At 64.9% G+C, this 20,858-nt stretch carries 23 protein-coding genes and 2 pseudogenes; 16 read left to right on the top strand and 9 right to left on the bottom strand.

Features of this window, described 5'->3' with window-relative positions; genetic code table 11:
- The first annotated feature begins 27 nt into the window (after nt 1–27).
- Entirely contained in the window at nt 28–1,302 is a 1,275-nt protein-coding gene (locus tag XF30_RS09990) for an SDR family oxidoreductase (RefSeq protein ID WP_109142558.1), read from the top strand.
- Nucleotides 1,302–1,781: a DUF2269 family protein gene (locus XF30_RS09985; RefSeq protein ID WP_109142557.1), complete on the top strand. Its 480-nt coding sequence runs from the start codon at nt 1,302–1,304 to the stop codon at nt 1,779–1,781. The genes XF30_RS09990 and XF30_RS09985 overlap by 1 nt, the downstream gene beginning before the upstream one ends.
- Nucleotides 1,782–1,865: 84 nt before the next feature.
- Here the strand turns inward: XF30_RS09985 and XF30_RS09980 are convergent, their stop codons facing one another.
- From XF30_RS09980 to XF30_RS09960, 5 genes are all read right to left on the bottom strand, one after another.
- Nucleotides 1,866–2,600 (bottom strand): hypothetical protein, encoded by a 735-nt coding sequence (locus XF30_RS09980; protein ID WP_109142556.1) that lies wholly within the window; start codon nt 2,598–2,600, stop codon nt 1,866–1,868.
- Nucleotides 2,597–3,013: a phage holin family protein gene (locus tag XF30_RS09975; protein WP_057028008.1), complete on the bottom strand. Its 417-nt coding sequence runs from the start codon at nt 3,011–3,013 to the stop codon at nt 2,597–2,599. Before XF30_RS09975 ends, XF30_RS09980 begins: the two co-directional genes overlap by 4 nt.
- Nucleotides 3,010–3,687: a hypothetical protein gene (locus tag XF30_RS09970; protein WP_109142555.1), complete on the bottom strand. Its 678-nt coding sequence runs from the start codon at nt 3,685–3,687 to the stop codon at nt 3,010–3,012. The genes XF30_RS09975 and XF30_RS09970 overlap by 4 nt, the downstream gene beginning before the upstream one ends.
- Before the next feature lie 11 nt (nt 3,688–3,698).
- Entirely contained in the window at nt 3,699–4,658 is a 960-nt protein-coding gene (locus XF30_RS09965; RefSeq protein ID WP_109142554.1) for a DUF3618 domain-containing protein, read from the bottom strand.
- A 255-nt stretch (nt 4,659–4,913) separates the two neighbouring features.
- Nucleotides 4,914–6,119 (bottom strand): LLM class flavin-dependent oxidoreductase, encoded by a 1,206-nt coding sequence (locus XF30_RS09960; protein ID WP_109142553.1) that lies wholly within the window; start codon nt 6,117–6,119, stop codon nt 4,914–4,916.
- 230 nt (nt 6,120–6,349) lie between these two features.
- Here XF30_RS09960 and napE point away from each other — a divergent pair, with 230 nt between their 5' ends.
- The 7 genes and pseudogenes from napE (at nt 6,350) to XF30_RS09925 (ending at nt 13,440) form a co-directional block, all read left to right on the top strand.
- Nucleotides 6,350–6,535, top strand: coding sequence for a periplasmic nitrate reductase, NapE protein (gene napE, locus XF30_RS09955; protein WP_018318384.1), 186 nt, complete (start codon nt 6,350–6,352; stop codon nt 6,533–6,535).
- A 26-nt stretch (nt 6,536–6,561) separates the two neighbouring features.
- Nucleotides 6,562–6,876 (top strand): chaperone NapD, encoded by a 315-nt coding sequence (locus XF30_RS09950; RefSeq protein ID WP_109145636.1) that lies wholly within the window; start codon nt 6,562–6,564, stop codon nt 6,874–6,876.
- Nucleotides 6,877–6,892: 16 nt separating this feature from the next.
- Nucleotides 6,893–9,404: pseudogene (gene napA, locus XF30_RS09945) on the top strand (nitrate reductase catalytic subunit NapA).
- Complete coding sequence (locus XF30_RS09940) at nt 9,401–9,871, top strand: nitrate reductase cytochrome c-type subunit (RefSeq protein ID WP_036022095.1); 471 nt, start codon at nt 9,401–9,403, stop codon at nt 9,869–9,871. Before napA ends, XF30_RS09940 begins: the two are co-directional and overlap by 4 nt.
- On the top strand, nt 9,868–10,521 hold the full coding sequence (locus XF30_RS09935) for a NapC/NirT family cytochrome c (RefSeq protein ID WP_109142552.1): 654 nt from the start codon (nt 9,868–9,870) through the stop codon (nt 10,519–10,521). The genes XF30_RS09940 and XF30_RS09935 overlap by 4 nt, the downstream gene beginning before the upstream one ends.
- Nucleotides 10,522–10,787: 266 nt before the next feature.
- Nucleotides 10,788–11,903 carry an ATP-dependent DNA helicase gene (locus XF30_RS09930; RefSeq protein WP_035998929.1) on the top strand — a complete coding sequence of 372 codons (1,116 nt, stop codon included), beginning with the start codon at nt 10,788–10,790 and terminating at the stop codon, nt 11,901–11,903.
- Between the two features lie 157 nt (nt 11,904–12,060).
- Nucleotides 12,061–13,440 (top strand): alpha/beta fold hydrolase, encoded by a 1,380-nt coding sequence (locus XF30_RS09925; protein ID WP_204524493.1) that lies wholly within the window; start codon nt 12,061–12,063, stop codon nt 13,438–13,440.
- 6 nt (nt 13,441–13,446) lie between these two features.
- On the opposite strand, the gene XF30_RS09920 is transcribed toward XF30_RS09925, so the two are convergent.
- Complete coding sequence (locus XF30_RS09920) at nt 13,447–15,135, bottom strand: caspase family protein (protein WP_109142551.1); 1,689 nt, start codon at nt 15,133–15,135, stop codon at nt 13,447–13,449.
- Between the two features lie 247 nt (nt 15,136–15,382).
- On the opposite strand from XF30_RS09920, the gene msrA reads away from it, so the two are divergent.
- From msrA to XF30_RS09900, 4 genes are all read left to right on the top strand, one after another.
- Nucleotides 15,383–16,087 (top strand): peptide-methionine (S)-S-oxide reductase MsrA, encoded by a 705-nt coding sequence (gene msrA / locus XF30_RS09915; RefSeq protein WP_109142550.1) that lies wholly within the window; start codon nt 15,383–15,385, stop codon nt 16,085–16,087.
- A 30-nt stretch (nt 16,088–16,117) separates the two neighbouring features.
- A complete protein-coding gene (gene msrB / locus XF30_RS09910) occupies nt 16,118–16,537 on the top strand; it encodes a peptide-methionine (R)-S-oxide reductase MsrB (RefSeq protein WP_109142549.1) in 420 nt (139 codons plus the stop codon).
- A gap of 109 nt (nt 16,538–16,646) precedes the next feature.
- The gene (locus XF30_RS09905; protein ID WP_192893090.1) at nt 16,647–16,811 is read left to right on the top strand and encodes a DUF3309 family protein; all 165 of its coding nucleotides are present in this window, start codon (nt 16,647–16,649) and stop codon (nt 16,809–16,811) included.
- 212 nt (nt 16,812–17,023) lie between these two features.
- The gene (locus XF30_RS09900) at nt 17,024–17,317 is read left to right on the top strand and encodes a hypothetical protein (RefSeq protein ID WP_109142547.1); all 294 of its coding nucleotides are present in this window, start codon (nt 17,024–17,026) and stop codon (nt 17,315–17,317) included.
- 239 nt (nt 17,318–17,556) lie between these two features.
- Here XF30_RS09900 and XF30_RS09895 read toward each other — a convergent pair whose 3' ends face one another.
- The gene (locus tag XF30_RS09895; protein ID WP_085972009.1) at nt 17,557–18,099 is read right to left on the bottom strand and encodes a DUF4112 domain-containing protein; all 543 of its coding nucleotides are present in this window, start codon (nt 18,097–18,099) and stop codon (nt 17,557–17,559) included.
- A 58-nt stretch (nt 18,100–18,157) separates the two neighbouring features.
- Nucleotides 18,158–18,583, bottom strand: a complete 426-nt coding sequence (locus XF30_RS09890) for a DUF5413 family protein (protein WP_035998913.1) — start codon at nt 18,581–18,583, stop codon at nt 18,158–18,160.
- 148 nt (nt 18,584–18,731) lie between these two features.
- On the opposite strand from XF30_RS09890, the gene XF30_RS09885 reads away from it, so the two are divergent.
- From XF30_RS09885 to XF30_RS09875, 3 genes are all read left to right on the top strand, one after another.
- A complete protein-coding gene (locus XF30_RS09885; protein ID WP_109142546.1) occupies nt 18,732–18,989 on the top strand; it encodes a hypothetical protein in 258 nt (85 codons plus the stop codon).
- A gap of 35 nt (nt 18,990–19,024) precedes the next feature.
- On the top strand, nt 19,025–19,243 hold the full coding sequence (locus XF30_RS09880; protein WP_192893089.1) for a PIN domain-containing protein: 219 nt from the start codon (nt 19,025–19,027) through the stop codon (nt 19,241–19,243).
- Nucleotides 19,244–19,495: 252 nt separating this feature from the next.
- Nucleotides 19,496–19,768, top strand: a complete 273-nt coding sequence (locus tag XF30_RS09875; RefSeq protein WP_244608888.1) for a hypothetical protein — start codon at nt 19,496–19,498, stop codon at nt 19,766–19,768.
- A 120-nt stretch (nt 19,769–19,888) separates the two neighbouring features.
- Here the strand turns inward: XF30_RS09875 and XF30_RS09870 are convergent.
- Nucleotides 19,889–20,858, bottom strand: a pseudogene (locus XF30_RS09870) (hypothetical protein); the annotation flags it as partial.

Raw genomic sequence — 20,858 nt, 5'->3', positions numbered from 1 at the left:
CCGGGCCGCCCATCGAAGGATCAGTCGATGCGCATCCTTCTCGTCGGGGCTACAGGACTCATCGGATCGGCGATCCACGCCAGGCTGTCCGCCGAAGGACATGACTGCATCTCGGTGTCGCGTCATCCCGCGGCGGCGCACGATCCTCGCCACGTCGCGCTCGACGTCGCCCGGACCACCGATGTGTCGAAATGGAAGGGCCTTCTCGCCGGCGTCGATGCCGTGATCAATGCAGCGGGTGCGCTGCAGGGACAGGACATGCAAGGCGTTCATGTCGCCGGCAGCGCGGCACTCTATGCGGCCTGCGAGACCGCCGGGGTCCGCAGGGTCATCCTGTTCTCGGCAATCGGCAGCAATGTCGATGCGCTCAGCGATTTTTCCCGCACCAAGCGCGAGGGCGAAGCCGCCTTGATGGCGCGGGAGCTCGATTGGGTGGTGCTGCGGCCTTCTGTCGTGGTCGGCCGGCCCGCCTATGGTGGCAGCGCGCTGCTGCGCGGGCTGGCGGCGCTGCCGGTTCTGCCGGTCATGCCCGACACGGCGGCGATTCAACCGGTGCATCTCGACGACGTCGTTGAGACCGTGCTGTTCTTCCTGCAGCCCGGCGCGCCTTCACGGGTCGCGGTCGATCTGGCCGGCCCGCGGCGGATCGCCTTCAGCGATGCGGTCGCGCTGTTTCGCGCCTGGCTGCGCTGGCGCCCGGCCTATCGCCTGCAGCTGCCGCGCTGGGCGGCTTCAATTGCCTATCGTGCGGGCGACGTTGCGCAGATGCTGGGATGGCCAACGCCCATCAACACGACGGCACAGGCGGAAATGCGCCGCGGCGCGACCGGCGATCCCGAGCCCTGGCGTCGATTGACCGGCACTCCACCGCGCGATCTCGAAACCGCGCTCGCACGCGAGCCTGCGTCGGTGCAGGAACGCTGGTTTGCACAGCTGTATGCGCTCAAGCCGCTGATCTTCGGCGTCTTCGGCGCGTTCTGGATCGCCACAGGCATCATCTCGCTGAGCGCGGGCTGGGACATCGGCATGTCGTTGCTGCTTGAAGGCGGGCTGCAAAGAAACGTCGCGGCGCTCGTCGTCACCGCCGGCGCGCTCGCCGACATCGTCATCGGCATCGCCATTCTCTGGCGGCCTCTGAGCCGCTACGGACTCTGGGCCGCACTGATCATCTCGCTCACCTATGCCGTGATCGGCACCGTGCTGGTGCCGCGACTGTGGGCCGATCCGCTGGGACCGATGCTGAAGATCTGGCCGGTGATCATGCTCAACCTGGTCGCCATGGCCATCCGCGAGGATCGCTGATGCTCTACTTCCTCGTGAAGATGGCGCACATCATCGGCGCTGCCGTGCTGCTCGGCACCGGGGCCGGCATCGCCTTCTTCATGCTGGTGGCGCATCTGCGCGGCGACCCGCGCGAGATCGCGGGCGTCGCGCGGACGGTGGTGCTGGCCGACTTCCTGTTCACGGCGAGTGCCGTGATCCTGCAGCCGATCACCGGGACATGGCTCGCCTGGTCGAGCGGGTATTCCCTCGGCGACGGCTGGGTGGCGGCGTCGATTGCACTGTATCTCGTGATCGGCGCCTTCTGGCTGCCGGTGGTGTGGATGCAGATGCAGATGCGCGATCTCGCCGTGGCGGCGGTCGCGACCAACGGCAAGCTGCCCCCCCGCTATCACCGTCTGTTCTGGTGGTGGTTCGCCTTCGGCTTTCCGGCGTTCGCGGCCGTGCTGATGATCTTCTGGCTGATGATCGCCCGTCCGGCCATTCCATACTGGGATTAGGGTTCGCCTTCAGGACAACCCACCTGCCTGATCACCCAACCAGGGCGGGCGCGTGGCCAGCGCACCCCGCTCTCCCTCGCCTCATTACGGAGCCTTCACCTCGGCGCGGGCAGCTGCCGCGGCGTCCATCCCGGCCTGCTTGACTCGGTCCACAATTTCGGCGCCGGTATCGCTGATTTCCGAGACAACCGTGTCCGAGGCTTCACGCAGGGCCTGCGAGACCGCACCGGCGCGCCGGTTCAGGTCGGCCTTCACGTCGTCGCTGACGTCTCCGATGTACTGGTTCTCGATCTCGGAGGCGCGGAACGCGCCCGCCACGGCCGCACCAATCGCGATGCCCACGACCCCCAGCACGAGCGGTTGCCGCTCCAGCATGTCCGCCAGTGACGACTTCGCACTCGTCATGGTGTCCTTGGTCGGAAGCGCACTGCTCAGCTTGCTGAATTGCTCCTGCGCGAAGGCGACGCCCTCGTCGAAACGATCCCGGACGCCCTCGGCGGCCTGCGAGACAGTATCGGAAGTGGCGGCGGTCGCGCCACGCAGGGTCTCCCCGAACCCTTGCGAGCCGTCGTTGTCCATTTCGGGGGCGGTCGGCGGCGCCACGGTCCGCTTGATCGCGGATGCTGCCGACCTGAAACCACTTGTCCCGATATCGGCAACAGGTTCGACGGCCTCGGCAGCGGAACGCGCCACAGTCTTCAGCCTCTGGTCGCCGGCCAACAGCCAAAGTGCGCCGCCTCCGATGAGGGCCGCGGCAAGCGGGTTGTCCCTGGCGGCGGTTACCAGATTGTCGATAAAGCCGGTCTTTGTGCTGCTCATCGCACCATTCCCTTCACGGTGTCCTTGTCTTTTTCCAGCTGGCCGATCGTTTCGCGGGGAGCCAGCTGACGCATATCAAGCCGGTTCATGCCCATGGCGACCAGCGCGGCGGCGACGGCCGCAGCGATGACTGCCGATGTCAGATATGACAGCGGCTGCGACCATCCTGCGGAGATCAATGCGGCGGATAGAGCGAATAAGGCCATGACGATGGCCGGGATCACCAGAACGGCGCCGCCTACGATTAAGCCGACGGCGCCGCCGATCTTCTGGAGCTTCTCGCCAAGTTCTGCCTTTGCCAGGTCGATCTCGTTCTGGAACAGCTTGGCGAACTGCGACATGGCTTCGCCGAGCAGCGTCGAGATTTCCCTGAACTCGCTTTTGCTGGTTTTGATATCGCGCTCGATGCTCATCGTAACGTGCTGCCCTGGAAGGATGAGGATTGTTGCGTATGGGGGTTACGGGTCCCGGACTCCTGATTCCAGTTTTGCTCTCCCGCCGAAAACGGTCTCCCGCCCGACGTTTGCCCGCTCCCCGACGTGCTGCCGGGGGTGTTGCGCTGCCCTTGGGATGACGACTGTCCGCCCGATGCCTTCAGGAAGCGAACGGCCGCGAAGCCAGCCAGCACCGATATGCCAAGAAAGGCGGCCGGCTGACGTTTGGCGAAATCGGTCGCGCCTGCGACAAGATCTCGGAAGCTTCCGTCCCGAATCTTCTGGGCGGCATCCTCGACATAGTCCGCCGCCGAACCGATGCCGCGTGCGGCGAACGGTACGTCGCTCTCGAAAGCCCGTCCGGCCTCGCGGATGTTGGCCGCGAGGCGCTCGACGAAATCGGCGCCCGATCGCTGCTGTTCGCGCGCCTGGCTCTGAATCTGGTCCATGGTTCCGTCCGCGACGCCCTTTGCTGAATCCGCGGCCTCGCCGAACTTGTCTCGCGCGACGTCGGCCGATGCCCGGAACGCATCGCCGGCGCGCTGCTTCATCTCCGCTCCGGCATCGCCGATCTGCTCTTTCATGTCCTTCGCGGTGCCCTTGTCCTGGTTCTTTGTGAACTGCTTCACGTTCTGCGGGTCCAAATCGCTCATGATGGTTTCCTTCAGGTGTTGGTTTGAGAGGGGCTAAAGGCAGCTTTGACCACGTCGTCCGCAGCCTCCTTCAGAGTGTCCGCCATGTTCTGCGTCATGCGGCTGGCATGGGTGCCGAGATCAGCATCGGCGACCCTTTGCACCGCAGCATCGGCCGCCGACGTGGTGGCGTCTTTCGCGGCCTCGAACCCGGATTGCGCCGCGGCGGCAGCAGCCTGCTTCACCTCGTCGCTCGTCCGGCCCATAACCTTAGCTTCGACCTTGGTCTCGGGAAGAGCAGCCGCAATGATGGCGCCGATCGCGATGCCCAGGCCGCCGATGAGCGCAGCATTGTCGCCAATGGCCTGCCGGGCCTGGTCAGGCGCGCTCGCGGCGGCATCCCTGGTTGCATTCATGCCACTCTTGAGCTTTTCACTCGCAAAACTGGCAGCACGCGCCGCGCTCTCCCGCAGATCAGCGGCAATGCCGGCGGCCTTCTCCTGCGCGTCATCAGCCATGCCAGCGGTTCGGCTTTGCGCGGAGGACAGCGTCTCCTTGGCATCACCCTGCATCGCCCGTGCGCCCTCGGCCACCCCCTCAAGCATGTGCCCGGCTTTGTCCAAGACCGGGCCGGTGACGTCTGCAGCACGATCGCGCACCGTCTTCGAGGTCAGGGCGAGTCCTGCGCCGATCATGAGAAGTGGCAACGGCGTACCTCGCACCAACCGAAGCAACGGAACGCCCACTGCGGCGCCCGCGGCCACTGCGCCCATCGGATTGTCCATGATCTGTTGCTTGAGCCCTTCGACCCAGCTCTGGGTCTTGTGGCTGACGTATTCGGTGACTTCGGATTTGATGTGCTGCGGCGAGACTTTGTGGCGAATGTCCTCGGCGGTGTCCGATATCTGCTCCTTCAACCGTCCGACCGTCGCCGCCAGCTCGGCGCGGCTACGCTCGGACTCCCGTCTCAACTCCTCCACGGATCGTGTCATCGCGTTACCCTCTTGCTTTGTTTCTTGGATTTGAGGTCGAACTCACGCTGTGTTGAATCGTTCCTCGCGCCGCTTGGGCGCTTGCCGGGACGACGATATGCGTGAAGCAGCGCAACGGCGCGCGACCTCGGCCGCCTAGCCATTGCTGGATGCGGAAGGGTTCGAAAGGTCTGCTCCGGGTCAAAACGCCGCACTGATGCGCGGCTCACCGCACCGCTTCAGCACCAGGAAGCAGGACCTGTCGTTGCTTACAGGCTACCCCGCCGCCGCCTTCGCGGGGGCCACGTTGATCGCCAGCTTGCCGTAGCGATCGGTGAAAGCCTCGGTATCGATCTCTTCCAGCTCGATCTCGCCGCTCATCACGCCCTGCTTCCAGGCCGCCTGCGCCGGATCGTTCTGGAACTCCGGCATCACCTCGCGGCCGAACAGCTCCAGCGACTCGCAGATATGCTCGTGGCTGTTCTTGCCGGCCTGGTTGAGCAGGATGACCTGGTCGATGTGCGAGGACTGGAAGCGCTTCAGCTTCTTCCGGATCGTCTCGGGCGAGCCGATCAGGCCGCCGCGCAGCGCCGCCTCCTGGGCTTGCGGATTGTCGCGCTTCCACTTGTTGTACTCGTCCCACATGTTGACGGTGTAGGGCGCGGGGCGCTGGCGGTTCTGCGCGGCGCCGTAGAAGCGCAGCGCGAACTGGAAGAAAGTGGCGCCGTCGGCGCGGGCACGCGCCTCCTCGTCCGTCTTCGCGCACATGAAGAACGAGACCAGCGCCATGTTCGGATTGATCTCGTAGTCGGCGAGCTTGTGCAGCCGCTTGGTGATGGCGTTGTAATAGGCGTGCACCCAGGCATGCGCGGCATCGGCGCTGACGAACTGGAAGCCGAGCGCACCGAAGCCGTGGCGGCCGGCACGTTCGATGGTCGGCAGTTGCGAGCAGGCCATCCACAGCGGCGGGTGCGGCTTCTGCACCGGCTTGGGCACGACGTTGCGCAAGGGGATGTCGAAATATTTGCCGTGATGCTCTGAGCCTGCGTCCTTGAACATCGGGAAGATGGCCGCGACCGCCTCCTCGAACACCTCCTTCTTGGTCTCCATGTCGCGGCCGAACGGCTCCAGCTCGGTGATCGAGGCGCTCTCGCCCATGCCGAACTCGCAGCGGCCGTTGCTGAGCAAATCCAGCACTGCGACGCGCTCGGCAACCCGCGCCGGATGATTGGTGGTGAGCTGGAGGATGCCGTGGCCGAGCCGGATGTTCTTGGTGCGCTGGCTTGCGGCAGCCAGGAACGATTCCGGCGAGGGCGAGTGCGAATATTCTTCGAGGAAGTGATGCTCGACCACCCAGGCATGGTCGTAGCCGAGCTTGTCGGCGAGCTCCATCTGCGAGAGCGCATTCTGATAAAGGGCGAGTTCGTCGCCGGCCGCCCAGGGCCGCGGCAGCTGCAGCTCGTAGAAGATGCCGAACTTCATGGCGTCGCTCTCCCGCTTGTTGTTGTTAACGGCATCTTAATGCGCGAGGCGACGCTGTCTACGGATGCGCAATTCCGCCACGTGGGAGACGATCCATCCTCCGGCGCAGCGAGAAGCAGCCAACCGACATTGATCCAAATCAACGCGCTGTCGGGTGGAACGTATCTAAAGTGCAGCAAGGCGACGGCCCGGATGCCGTCACGATTCCCCACAGCTTCAAGAGACCGAATATGTCGGCCCCTGACGACACGACGTCGCGCGTGCGCCGTAAGCGCATGGAGATTTTCGCCTTCCTGTTCCTGACCGCGATCGTGATGCCCGTGCTCGCGGTCGGGACCGTCGGCAGTTACGGCCTTGGCGTCTGGATCTACCAGATGTTCGCCGGCCCTCCCGGCCCGCCGCCCTCCCCGCATTGATCGGCAACCAGCGAAAGACAGGCATCATGGCTCACGCCACACTCAACCGCCGCGCCTTGATCACCGGCCGGATGCTCAGCGCCGACCGCGTCATCGCGCCGCCGGGCGCCGAGATCGCCAGCATCATCGTGCAGGCGCGGCCCGAGCGCCTTGCCGAACTGGAAGCGGAGATCGCAGCGCTTCCCGGCTGCGAGATTCATGCCCGCGACACGCGCGGAAAGCTCGTCGTCGTGGCTGAAGCGGCGGATGCCGGCAGCCTTGGCACCATGCTCAACACCATCCAGTCGCTGCCGAACGTCTATTCCGCAGCGCTCGTCTTCCACGCCATTGAAACCGCCTGAGTCAGGAAGAGCCATCATGACATCGCCGAAGCTCGACCGCCGCCAGATGCTCAAGCTCGAGGCCGCCGCGATCGCCGCGGCCGCCGCCGGCCTGCCGGCACCGGCGCTCGCCGCCAACCTCGCCGCCGAGCGGAAGGAGAGCGAATTGAAATGGGACAAGGCCGCCTGCCGCTTCTGCGGCACAGGCTGCTCGGTGATGGTCGCGACCAAGGACAACCGCGTCGTCGCCACCCATGGCGACATCAAGGCCGAGGTCAATCGCGGCCTCAACTGCGTCAAGGGCTACTTCCTCTCCAAGATCATGTACGGCCATGACCGGCTGACGCAGCCGATGCTGCGCAAGACGGGCGGCAAGTACGACAAGAACGGCGAGTTCACGCCCGTCACCTGGACCGAAGCCTTCGACATCATGGAGCTGAAGTGGAAGGAAGCGATCAAGAAGCGCGGCCCCAACGGCGTCGCCATGTTCGGCTCCGGCCAGTGGACGATCTGGGAAGGCTATGCCGCCGTCAAGCTGTTCAAGGCCGGCTTCCGCACCAACAACATCGATCCCAATGCGCGGCACTGCATGGCCTCGGCGGTCGCCGGCATGATGCGCACCTTCGGCATCGACGAGCCGGCCGGCTGCTACGACGACATCGAGGCCACCGATGCCTTCGTGCTGTGGGGCTCCAACATGGCGGAGATGCATCCGATCCTGTGGACGCGCATCGCCGACCGCCGGCTGTCCGCACCGCATGTCCGCGTCGCCGTGCTCTCCACCTTCGAGCACCGCTCGTTCGACCTCGCCGACATCGGCATGGTGTTCAAGCCGCACACCGACCTGTACATCCTCAACGCCATCGCCAACCACATCATCAAGACCGGTCGCGTCAACAAGGACTTCGTTGCCGCACATACCGTGTTCAAGCGCGGCCAGACCGACATCGGCTACGGCCTGCGGCCCGAGCATCCGCTGCAGAAGAAGGCGACGGGCGCGGCGAAACCCAACGACGCCACCGACATGAGCTATGACGAATTCGCCAAGTTCGTGTCGGAGTACACGCTGGAGAAAGCCGCCCAAATGTCCGGCGTGCCGCTGAACCGGCTCGAGGCGCTGGCCGAGTTGTATGCCGACCCGAAGACAAAAGTGGTCTCGTTCTGGACCATGGGCTTCAACCAGCACACCCGCGGCGTGTGGTGCAACAACCTCGTCTACAACATCCACCTTTTGACCGGAAAGATCCGCGCCCGGCAACAGCCCGTTCTCGCTGACCGGCCAGCCCTCGGCCTGCGGCACCGCGCGCGAGGTCGGCACCTTCTCGCACCGTCTGCCCGCGGACATGGTGGTGACCAACAAGAAGCATCGCGACCACACGGAGCAGATCTGGCAGCTGCCCGAAGGCACCATTCCCGACAAGCCGGGCGCGCACGCCGTGCTGCAAAGCCGCATGCTGAAGGACGGCCTGATCAACGCCTATTGGGTGCAGGTCAACAACAACCTGCAGGCCGGTCCCAACGTCAACGAGGAGATCTATCCAGGCTTCCGCAACCCCGACAATTTCATCGTGGTCTCCGATGCCTATCCAACCGTGACGGCGCTCGCCGCCGATCTGATCCTGCCCACCGCGATGTGGGTGGAGAAGGAAGGCGCCTACGGCAATGCCGAGCGGCGCACCCAGTTCTGGCACCAGCTCGTCCCCGCGCCGGGCGATTCGAAGTCGGATCTCTGGCAACTCATGGAGTTCTCCAAGCGCTTTAGAATCGAGGAGGTCTGGCCCGCGGAGCTGATCGCCAAGAAGCCGGAATATCGCGGCAAGACCCTGTTCGACGTGCTCTACAAGAATGGCCAGGTCGACAAATTCCCCGTCACCGATATCGAGCCGGGCTATGCCAACGACGAATCCAAGGCGTTCGGCTTCTACGTCCACAAGGGCCTGTTCGAGGAATATGCCCAGTTCGGCCGCGGCCATGGCCACGACCTCGCGCCGTTCGACACCTATCACCGGGAGCGCGGCCTGCGCTGGCCCGTCGTCAACGGCCAGGAGACCAAGTGGCGCTTCCGCGAAGGCAGCGACCCCTACGTCAAGCAGGGCACCAACGTGCAGTTCTACGGCCATGCCGACGGCAAGGCCCGCATCTTCGCGCTGCCCTACGAGCCGCCGGCGGAATCGCCCGACAACGAATATCCCTACTGGCTCTCGACCGGCCGCGTGCTGGAGCACTGGCATTCCGGCACCATGACGCGCCGCGTGCCCGAACTGTTCAAGGCTTTTCCAGAAGCGGTCTGCTTCATGCATCCGGACGATGCGCAGGAGGCGAAGCTGCGCCGCGGCGACGAGGTGAAGGTGGTCTCCCGCCGCGGCTTCATCCGCGCCCGCGTCGAGACGCGCGGCCGCGACCGGCCGCCGCGCGGCCTCGTCTTCGTGCCGTGGTTCGACGAATCCAAGCTGATCAACAAGGTGACGCTCGACGCCACCGATCCGATCTCGCTGCAGACCGACTTCAAGAAATGCGCCGTGCGCATCGAGCGGGTGAACATGTCATGATGAAACGATCCGCAATCATCCTGCTCGCCTTCGCGATCGCAGCCGGCACAAGCTCGCTGACGGCGCAGACCGTGAGCTCCGGCCTGCGCGGCCCGACCCCGCTCAACGACGAGGGCCCGGCGCCGCCGATGCTGCCGAACCGCAACACCTCCGAGAAGGAGGTGCGCAACTATCCGGAGCAGCCGCCCGTCATCCCGCATAATATCGACGGCTACCAGGTCGACCTCAACGGCAACAAATGCCTGTCCTGCCATGCACGGGCGCGCACGGCGGAGTCGCAGGCGCCGATGGTGTCGATCACGCACTTCATGGATCGCGACGGCCAGTTCCTGGCCTCGGTCTCGCCGCGCCGCTTCTTCTGCACCGAATGCCACGTGCCGCAGAACACCGCCAATCCTCCGGTCAGCAACGATTTCACCGACATCGACACGCTGCTGTCACGCGCAAGCCCGGGTGGCCGCAGATGACGACGACTGCCGACGATCCCAACGCGGAGCTGAATGCCAAGCGCGGCGTCATCGCGCGCAGCCGGGCGTTCCTGCTCGAGCTGTGGCAGGTGCTGACCCGGCCGAGCTCGGTGTTCGCGCTCGGCACCCTGGTGCTGGCCGGTTTCGTCGCCGGCGTGATCTTCTGGGGCGGCTTCAACACCGCGCTGGAAATCACCAACACCGAGAAGTTCTGCACCGGCTGCCACGAGATGAAGGACAATGTCTCCGCCGAGCTGAAGTCGACCGTCCACTTCACCAACCGCTCCGGCGTGCGCGCGACCTGCCCGGACTGCCACGTGCCGCACAACTGGACCGACAAGATCGCGCGAAAGATGCAGGCCTCCAAGGAGGTCTGGGGCAAGATCTTCGGCACGATCGACACCCGCGAGAAATTCCAGGATCACCGGCTCGAGCTCGCCGCGCACGAATGGGCGCGCTTCAAGGCCAACGACTCGCTGGAATGCCGCAACTGCCACAGCGCCGATTCCATGGACATCACCAAGCAGTCGCCGCGGGCCTCGGTGGCGCACCAGCGCTTCCTGTTCACCAAGGAAAAGACCTGCATCGACTGCCACAAGGGCATCGCCCACCAGCTGCCCGACATGCGCGGCGTTCCCGGCTGGCAGTAGGGTTTGGCGACGCCTGAGTGAACGCCTCGTCCTTCGAGATGGCTGCTTCGCAGCCTCCTCAGGATGAGGCTCAACGGCATCTTGCCCGCCAAAAATGCCGCCGCGCACTCAGCCCTCATCCTCAGGGCCCGCCAAAGGCGGGCGTCTCGAAGGATGGCGGCCGGGAACGGACTTCAAATGCGACGGGCCCGCGCTTGAACCAGCGGGGCGAATGGTTAGTTTGGGGGAAGGCGAATCGCCTCATTCGCCGCTCCCTCAAGACAGACATGGCCACTTTCACCCCGCATCAGGATGCTGCGCTCAAGGCCGTCGGCGACTGGCTCAAGGCCAAGCCGGGACGGGGCGGCACGCCGCCGGTGTTCCGCCTGTTCGGCTTTGCCGGCACCGGCAAGACCACGCTGGCGCGGCACATTGCCGAGGGTGTCGACGGCGAGGTGAAGTTCGCCGCCTTCACCGGCAAGGCGGCCCTCGTCATGCGCAACAAGGGCTGCGACGGCGCCTCCACCATCCATTCGCTGATCTACCGCGCCCGCGAATCCGGCGAGGAGCAGCCGAGCTTCGAATTGTGGGACGATGCGCCGGCGTCGAAGGCGAAGCTGATCGTGATCGACGAATGCTCGATGGTCGATGCCGAATTGGGGCGCGACCTGATGTCGTTCGACTGTCCGCTGCTGGTGCTCGGCGATCCCGCGCAGTTGCCTCCGATCCAGGGCGGCGGCTTCTTCACCAATTCCGAGCCGGACGCGATGCTGACCGAGGTGCATCGCCAGGCCCAGGACGATCCGATCGTGCGGATGTCGATGGACGTGCGCGAGGGACGCGAGCTCGACATTGGCCGTTACGGCGAGAGCGAGGTCGTCTCGCGCAAGGAGCTCGATCCCGATCGCGTCATGGGCGCCGACCAGATCCTGGTCGGCCGCAACAACACGCGCCGCGCCTACAACATGCGGGTGCGCCAGCGCCAGAACATCGAGGACCAGTTCCCGGTCGCCGGCGACAAGCTGGTGTGCCTGCGCAACAACCGCAAGAAGGGCCTGTTCAATGGCGGCCTGTGGCGCGTCAAGTCGCGCAACACCTCGCGATCGAAGTCGCGCATCCTCTCGATGCGGCTGTCGCCGGACGAGGACTTCGGCCACAAGGTGACCAAGGTCTCTGTGCGCGCCGATTGCTTCGAGGGCGGCGTCGAGCAGATCGCCTGGGAGCAGCGCAAGCCCTATGACGAGTTCGACTACGGCTACGTCCTGACAGTGCACAAATCGCAGGGCTCGCAATGGGACGACGTCGTGCTGTTCGACGAGAGCTTTGCGTTCCAGGATTCGCGGGCGCGGTGGCTCTATACCGGCATCACGCGTGCCGCGAAACGGCTGAGCGTGGTGGTATGAAGCTGCCGTAGCGCGGATGAGCGTAGCGATATCCGCCGCTTGTAGCTGCGCTCATCCGGGCCACGGACCCGCACAATGAGCACCCACGACTAGGTGCGTTCACCGCCCGCTAGGCTTTGTGCTGTATCAGCTTGCGATCTGCCTCGGAGTGGAACGCATGACCTCTCGCGCGACAAAGCCTGATGACCTCGATCGCCGGCTCGATGATGTTGCAGTGAGCCGCCGGAGCTTCCTCAAGTCCGGAAGCGCGGCAGCGGGCCTTGCGCTCTCGACCACAATTCCGGACACCGCTTTTGCATTGCCGGCGCAGGTACGACGCACGGATGCGGGCAAGCCTGTGCGCGTCTCCAAGGAACGGCTCAATACGCTGGCCGCAAAGTTCTATGCCGTCTTCAACGAAGGCAATATCCTGCCAGCTGCCTTTCCCGAAAGATATGCGGCACGAAACGACGTGGAGCTGCGGCGCATCGTCACCTTCACGCGCATCCCGGATACCGGAGAACGCGTCAAGGTCAGCGGCCTGCTTGCGGTTCCGGTCGGCGCGCGCGGCACCTTGCCGCTCCTGTCATGGCAGCACGGCACGATCCTCTCCTTCGACCAGGTCCCGTCGAACCTGCTGCGGCTGAAGGACGAAAATTACGAGCTGCGCGACAATGTCGATTCGATCGAGACCCTGTTCAATATCCAGCGCTTCGCCGGCAACGGCTATGCGGTCGTCGCGGCCGATTATGTCGGCAAGGGCCCTTATCGCAACGGTCGGAGCGAAGCCTATGCCGTGAAGGGCGCGACGGTGCAATGCTGCCTCGACATCCTGACGGCAGGGTTGCACGAATTGCGGACACTGAGCCTGCGCCAATCAAACCTGTTCCTGAACGGTTGGTCGCAAGGCGCCTTGAACACGCAGTGGCTGAAACAGGAGCTGCAGCGCCGCGGCATCAAGGTGCGGGCGACCGCCACACAGAGTCCGTTCAATGATCTCGCCGAGAGCTTTCACTATTGGACGAACCCCACGGCCTATATTCCGGCCTCGGAAACCTCCTACCCGATGCCGCCGGCCTGGATCACACCCTGCCTGATCGTCCTGCTCGGCAGCTATCGCCGCTGCTACGGGCTGACCGACTTGTTCAAGACGGCGGTCAAGCCCCAATATCAAGCCTTCGCGGAGAAATACTGGTCCGATTACAGCCTCGAGGGCGAGATCGCGAAGAGCATTCCGCCCGCCGGCGATTTCCTGGTCGAAGGCTTCTTCGATCGCTTCACCAACGAGACCAACAGCGCATTGCTGCGTCGCCTTGGTGGCAATGGTGCGACGTACTGGCAGTACGATTCCCCGATCAGATTTTACTACGGGCTGGCCGATGAGGCGCTGCATCCCCGGCTGGTGCGGCCCGCAATCGCCGCCGGCGGGCATTTCGCCGCGGGCGTCGCGGTCAACGGCGCAAGCCATCGCGGCACGTTCCTGTCGAGCCTCTATGGCGAAGCGGCCGTTCTGAACGGAAACGCGACGGCGTTCGACTGGTTCAATTCGCTGGCGTGAGCGCGGCTACTTCCCAGCGACGAAGTAAAAATCTTCCCGCCCGGGCGGCGACCCATAGGTGAACGGCTGCTGCTCGTGCCTGGTCGCGGCCCAGACGTCGTCGCGGACGATGTCGAACAATTTTCGGATCTCGACCTTCGGCTGCTTGATCTCGCGCGCGAGCGCGGTGGCGAACGGGCTGTTGGGGCTACCATCGCCATCCATCGCGGTCTGGCCGTGCTTGGCGGCGTAGACCACCATGAAGCCCGCACCTGGCTCGATGTTGGAAAAGCCCTTCTCGACCAGCTTCAGCGACAGCGTGCGCTGCATGGCCGGCGCGAACGGATTGTCGCGGCAGGCATCGAGGACCACGAGGCGCACTTTTCGCGCCGCGCCGACCGCGGCGATCACCTGCTCAAGCGCGACGGCCTCGGTCTCGGCGTCCTTGTCGGCGGTGAGCTTGGCGTCGACCGGAACGAGATAGTTCACCCCGCCGATCTCGAAACCATGGCCGGCATAATACACCATGGCCCAATCGGCCTTTTCCGCTTCCTCCGCGAAGGCCTTCAGCGTCTGGAAGAACGCATCGCGGGTGAGGTCCCTGGTGTCCATCACGGTCTGGAAGCCGAGGTCGCGCAGCACGCCCGCGATCAGCTTCGAGTCGCGCGGCGGATTGGGCAACGCATGGACGTTCTTGTAGGCGCCGTTGCCGACCACCAGCGCGACGCGACGGCCGGTCGTCGCGCTCGCCGCCTTCTTCGGCGTCAGGGCGGCGAGCCGCTCCTGCGCGATGGCGCGGGCACGCGCAACCTCGGTCTCGTCGAACCTCGTCAGCGAATAGGCCGCGGCGCGATAATCGGCGCGGGCCTGCGCGAGATCCTTCCTGCGCTCGTAGATCTGGCCGCGGCCGGAATGGGCGCGGACATTGTTCGGGTTGATCTGGATGACCGTGTTGTAATCCTTCAGCGCGGCGTCGAGATCGCCCTTCATCATGTTGACGTCGGCGCGGTTGTTAATCGCGAACGCGTTCCTGGGCTGCTTTTCGATCAGGCCATTGCAATCGGCCAGGGCGCGGTCGAACTTGCCCATCATGCCGTAGGTGACGCAGCGGTTGCCGGCGATCTGCGGCGCAGCCGCATCAATCTTCTCGGCCTCGGCGAAATCGGCGATGGCGCCGTCGAAATCCTTCATCAGCGTGCGCGCGCGGGCGCGATTGGTCCAGGCGAGCAGGAATTTCGGCGTGTACTTGACCGACAGGCTGAAATCGTCGATCGCGCTCTGCAGCGCACCGCGGCGTGCGTGGATGACGCCGCGGTTGTTGTAGGGAACGCCATAGGCCGGGCGTTTCCGGAGCGCGAGGTTGTAGTCGGCCATCGCGAGATCCTCCTGCCCGCTTCGCTCATAGGCGAGGCCGCGCAGGTTGAGCGCGACGACGTTGTCGGGATCGAGGTCGATGGCCATGGACAGCGTCTCGATCGCGTGGACATGGTCGCGCTTGTTGAGCAGGACATTGCCACGTGCGGACAGGGCGATCGCCTTGTCCTTGGCGGTGAGGCGATCGGCGCTCAGCAGATTCTCGCAGGCGGCGGCGCGGGCCTGCAGCTCAGCCTGGCGGTCGCGGCACAAAGCGAGATCGTCGCCGGCTCGGGGATCGGCCGCGGCAAAGCAAGTGCCGGCGGCGAGGACGGCCAGGATCAGGAGTACGACGCGCAGCATATTGTCAGGCCAGCTCCAGCCACCATTTGGTCGATCATCGATCGCGCCGGTTCATCTAGCGCGGAGTTCCGCATCCCGCCAAGCCGGCCCGTCGCCGCGTCAGCCGCGTCCTCACGGTCTCGTGTCCGCCCCGGCGTAACAATCTGCGGTACGGCCCGTATCTCGGATGATGCGAAAACGCGGCCGGGCAGGCTGTTCGCCCGGTCCCGACCGCCCTAGACTGTCAGCCCTTCCGAAAGAGGATGCCATGCGCCGAACCGCCCTCGCCACCCTGCTCGCCGCAACCACCGCCCTGACGCTGGCTTTCGTGATGCCGTCGCGGGCCGCGGAGGAGGCGGTCGTGATCCCAGCCCCTACATTGGACGCGGCGCCAGCGAGCGGCGTCCAGACCGCCGTGCTCGCCGGCGGCTGCTTCTGGGGCGTGCAAGGCGTCTTCCAGCACACCGCAGGCGTCGTCAACGCGGTCTCCGGCTATGCCGGCGGCACCAAGGCGACCGCCGATTACAAGACCGTGTCGAGCGGCCGCTCCGGCCATGCCGAGGTGGTCGAGATCAAGTACGACCCGAAGAAGATCTCCTACGGCAAGATCCTCCAGATCTACTTCTCGGTGGTGCACGACCCGACCCAGCGCAACCGCCAGGGTCCCGACGTCGGCCCGCAATATCGCTCGGCCATCTTCACCACGTCGGACGAGCAGAAGAAGGTCGCGGAGGCCTATATTGCCCAGCTCAACGGCGCCAAGGTGTTCAACAAGCCGATCGTGACCAGGGTCGGCGCGCTGGAGGCGTTCTATCCGGCGGAGGCCTATCACCAGGATTATCTGACGCTGCACCCGAACCAGCCCTACATCGTCTATAACGACATCCCGAAGGTCGAGAACCTGAAAAAGCTGTTCGCGGATAACTACATCGAGAAGCCGACGCTGGTGAATGCCGGCAAGGCCACCAACTGATCGCGAGATCCCCAAAGCAACGGGAGACCCATGCCCGACACCAAGACGAAAGCGACCGACGACAAGGTCATCAAGAGTGAAGAGCAGTGGCGGCGCGAGCTGACGCCGATGCAATACGCCGTGCTGCGCGAGAAGGCGACCGAGCGTCCCTTCTCGGGCGAATATGAGCACGACCACCGTGCCGGCACCTATGTCTGTGCCGGCTGCGGCAATGTGCTGTTCGAGTCGGATGCCAAGTTCGATTCCGGCTGCGGCTGGCCGAGCTTCACCCAGCCCGCGATCGAGAGCCACATCGACGAGGAGCGGGACACCAGCCACGGCATGATCCGCACCGAGGTGCTCTGCTCCAAATGCAGCGGCCATCTCGGCCACGTCTTCCCCGACGGCCCCGGGCCGACCGGCCTGCGCTACTGCATCAATTCCGCGGCCCTGAAGCTCGAGCCCAAATAAACCCAAGCCCGCCGCCGGGTTCCCCCATGGAACCCGGCGGCGCGATGTGCTTTTCTGCTCTGGCGGTGCGGCCGATCATCGCATTTCGGTGGCCGCCAGGGAGGATGCCATGGCGCTTGGGACCATCCTGATCATCCTGGTGATCATCTATCTCGTCGGCGGCCTGTCCGGCCGGTTCGGCGGCTACGGCTATGGCCTTGGCCATTCCGGCATCGGGATCGGCGGGGTCGTGCTGATCATCCTGGTCGTGCTGCTGCTTCTTGGCAAAGTTTAAGTCACATAAGCCTTTGATATATCGATAGGTTTCGTCTCCGCGGGGCTGCCATGCGCTGATTCATCATCTCGCATCGCGGGGGTCGCATTTTTGTCAAATCGGCCTATATTAGAGGGCGACAACGACATGCGGCGGGCCCGCTCGATTGCGGCCCCTGCCCTCCCCAACCCCACGCGCTTAAAGCCCCAGAGAAGATCACGAGGTCTTTGACCATGCGTCCACTGCGTCCGTTCAACTTCAACACCTCCGCCGAGCTCTTCCCCGCCGCCATCCGCAAGAAGAAGCGCGCGGGCTTCACCTATCGGCGGTTCGGCACTGCGGCCGAGGCCGTGCAGTTCGCGATGGAGCAGTTGCCGACGGACTCGCTGAACGGCGCCTATCTTCAGGTCGAGGAAGCGCGCTTCGACCAGAACGGCATCCGCTCGCTGTACGAGAGCGATGCCTTCCCGCTGCCCCGCCGGCCCAAGCCGGCCCCGGCCGCGGAGGCCGACGCCGACGCGGCGTAAGCTTTCGCAACAAAGTTCGATGTGCGCAGAAGGCGCGATGGCCGAAAGGTCGTCGCGCCTTTTGTGTTTGGGGGCTTTCTCACCCGCTATCTCTCATCCGTCATTGCGAGCGCAGCGAAGCAATCCAGCGTCCCTCCGCGGAAAGATTCTGGATTGCTTCGCTGCGCTCGCAATGACGACGCAGGGAGATCGAGCGCATTGTCGACCAGTCGGACTCGCGGCGAGCGCTCTCAGCCAGGCTACATCCGCGGCTGCTTTTCCAGCCAGCGCTGGAGCAGGCGGACGTTGCGCGTGTTGGCGCGGAACATGACGTCGAAGGCATCGCCCGCGAACGGGACGAGGCCGACCACGCCGTCAACCGCGACATTGCCGAGCATGCGCGCCGTGATGTGCCAGGGCGCGCCCAGCGCGCGGGCTTCGCGCACCAGCCACAGCGAGATCGCGGTGGTGATGACGTCGCCGACGACGGGAATCAATCCGATCAGCCCGTCGATGCCGTAGCGGATGTTGGTGCCGGGCAGGATGAAGGCGACGTCGAGCAGCTTGGCGATCGCCTCGAGCCGCGCGATCCGCTGCTCGCGCGTCAGATTGCCGAACGGGCTGCCTTGACCGAACTCGAAACGAAACTCGCGAAATCCCTGCTCCAGGCTTTCCGGCCTGATCTCGTGGCCGTCCTGGTCGATGATCGGGCCGCGCGCCTCGTCGCGCGAAAAGCGCGCATGCGAGCCGCTCCCGGAACGGGATTTGCGCGGAGCGAGGATGTCGTCGTCTTGCATGGCCATGGCCTTCAGTGAACGCGCCAGCGCGGCGGAGGTTGCGGCCGCGCCCGAACGCCGCGCGTCAGGTCGGCACCGGCGCGGCTTGCGGCTCCTCGACGTAGCGATGCACCAGCCAGGATGAAATCACCGCCGGCACGAAACCGACGAGCCCGTACAGGATGAACTGCACCGCGCCCGAATCCGGCCCGCGCGAGCTGTGGGTGAGCGAGGCCAGAGCGAAGGCGAACAGGCCGACCAGGAGCATCCGCAAGACCGGCCCAATCCGGCGGATGTGGATCAGGATGTCATCGACTGCGCCGATCATCAGCGCAGGCAAGAACCCGAACAGGTAACTGTATTGGAGCGTCTTGAAGAACACCGCGAACAGCTTGCCGACCTCGCCGAGGTTGGTCTGGGCCCAATAGCCGGACTGGTAGGTCGTCGTCAGCAGCAGCAGGAACCCGCCGATGAATGGGACGACCAGCGCAAATACCAGATAGCGTTTCATCAAGCACCTCACACTCTGCAGGCGTTATAGCAGCGCAGCGGGAACCTTGAACAGCGGGCGCCGGGCTCCTTTAAGGGGAACAAGTGGCAAGGCGATGAGTTCATGCTGGACCTGAATTCAACCCTGGCAGACTGGAGCCGCTAGACTAATGGCCCGCAAATTACTCCCGGCCAGACTTCTCCTGGCGACGATTGCGCTGGCGGCCTTGAGCAGCCTGCCGACGGCACCCGCGCTGGCCCAAGGTCAGATGGGCACGCCGCAGGAGCGGCAGGCCTGCACGCGAGACGCTCAGCGTTTCTGCCGCAAGGACCTTGGCAACGAGATGGCAGTGCAAGGCTGCCTGCAAGCCAACCGGGCCAAGCTGTCGAAGTCCTGCAGCAAGGTGTTTCAGAGCCACGGCATGTGAGGACGGACCCATACCCGCGAACGGAGAGTGACGCCATGTTGCACGACGAAGAGCTCTCGATCCTGCGGGACATCAGCCAGTCCGTTGCCTTTGCCGACGACCGGCAGGGCAAGATGGGGCAATTGATCGCCGACGGCTACGTGATGAAGGACGGCGATCTGTTCGAGCTGACGCCCAAGGGCGTCACCGCTGTCGAGGAGCACGCCGCCGCTCTCGGCGCGAGCGATGAGGAACAAGCATCTCCGATCGGCTGATCTGATCGCGCGACGTGACTGGCGTGCAACAATTGCGAATTCCTTTGTGCCGGCCATTGCGGGCGCGTGACAATGGCGCATACTTCGCTCGGGCGGCGCAGCACTTTCGATTCGAGCATCAAGAAGTCGAGCGACCACACGCGGGATCGAAGCTCCCGATGTGAAGGCTGCGACATGCGGCAGATCAAGCCGCGTGCGGCGCCCCAAAACCAAGCGGCTCAAGCCTTAAGGGAACTCGGGGATCCATTCCACATGACACGCCTTCGGACCATCGCTTCGCTCTTCGCAGTCGCCACCACCTTCGCTCTCCAGACCTCACCCAGTCTCGCCTTCACGCAAGAAGCCCAGCAGATGTGCTCGGGTGACGCCATGCGGCTGTGCTCAAGCGAGATTCCCGACATCCCGCGGATCACCGCCTGCATGGTGCGGAACAAGGCGCAGGTCAGCCCCGGCTGCCGCGCCGTGATGGACCGCCAGCACGCCGCCGCCGCGGCATCGCGCAAGCGGGAAGCCGCGGCGCAGTAGTCCTCTCGGACGTCATTCCGGGGCGTGCGAAGCACGAGCCCGGAATCCATCGGGCGGCATGTACGCGGTGAAATGGATTCCGGGTTCGCGCTATGCGCGCCCCGGAATGACAGAAGAGCCTTAATCGCCCCACTGCGCGAAGGCGTCGTTGAAGGCGCGCTCGCCGGGTGCGCCCTTCTCGATGGCGATGATGGCGCGGCGCTGGTTGGCGTAGACCAGCGGCACGTCGAACCAGGAGCGCTCCTTCAGGAGCTGGACGTTGCGGGCGCGGTCGGCGTCGACATTGGAGAGGCCGACCAGGAAGAAGCCGTCGGTGACCTTGACCGCGAGGCCGGCGAGCGGCGTGCCGCGGGCCTGCTCGTTCGACTTCATCAAGATGCCCGGCACGTTGGAGACGCTGCCGCCGGGGAAATCCTGCGGCAGGATGAAGGTCAGCTCCGCCGTGTGGCTCGCCGGCAACGAGGAATCGGTGTTGCGGCGGAACGACATCGTCATCTTGAACTTGCGGTCGGGAATCTCGATGTCGGCGCGCACGGCGACATCGGCCTTCTGGTTGCCCGAGGCCTTGATCGGCTCGAGCCGCCACACCACCGAGCCGACATATTGCTTGCCCTTCGGATCGGACGGATCCTCGTCGTAGAGCACGACCTTCTGCGCCACCGGCGCGACCGGCTGGTCCGCCGAGGGCTGACCGACGCGATCGGGAATCTTGGGCTTGCTCTGCGGCTGCGCCGGCGTCGTCGGCGTGTCAGCAACTTGCGTCGCGGACGGCTTGAGAAAGCCGTTGACGATCTGGACCAGTTGCTTGCCCCAGAGAATGCCGGCGCCGACCAGGATGAGCACGATGCCGACGGCAATCGCGCTCTTGAACGGAAAGGCGGAGCCGGTGCGGGCGCGCTTCTTGACGTCGCGATCGGGGGCGATGCGCGGACGCGGCGACGGCGGCTGCGGCGCGTAGCGCTCGGCCTCCTCGATCGACTCGTCGTAGGAATAGGGCGCTTCGGTCTCGCCGGCGCGGTTTTCCAGGCTCGGCTCCAGCCGGTCGAATTCCGGCGAGGGCGAGGGCACGTTGGCGTAGGTGCGGCGCGCG

The organism is Bradyrhizobium sp. SUTN9-2 (assembly GCF_003122645.1).
Classification (GTDB): Bacteria; Pseudomonadota; Alphaproteobacteria; order Rhizobiales; family Xanthobacteraceae; genus Bradyrhizobium; species Bradyrhizobium yuanmingense.
Note: the sequence above shows the minus strand (reverse complement) of the source record. Positions and strands in the feature narration are given on the sequence as shown.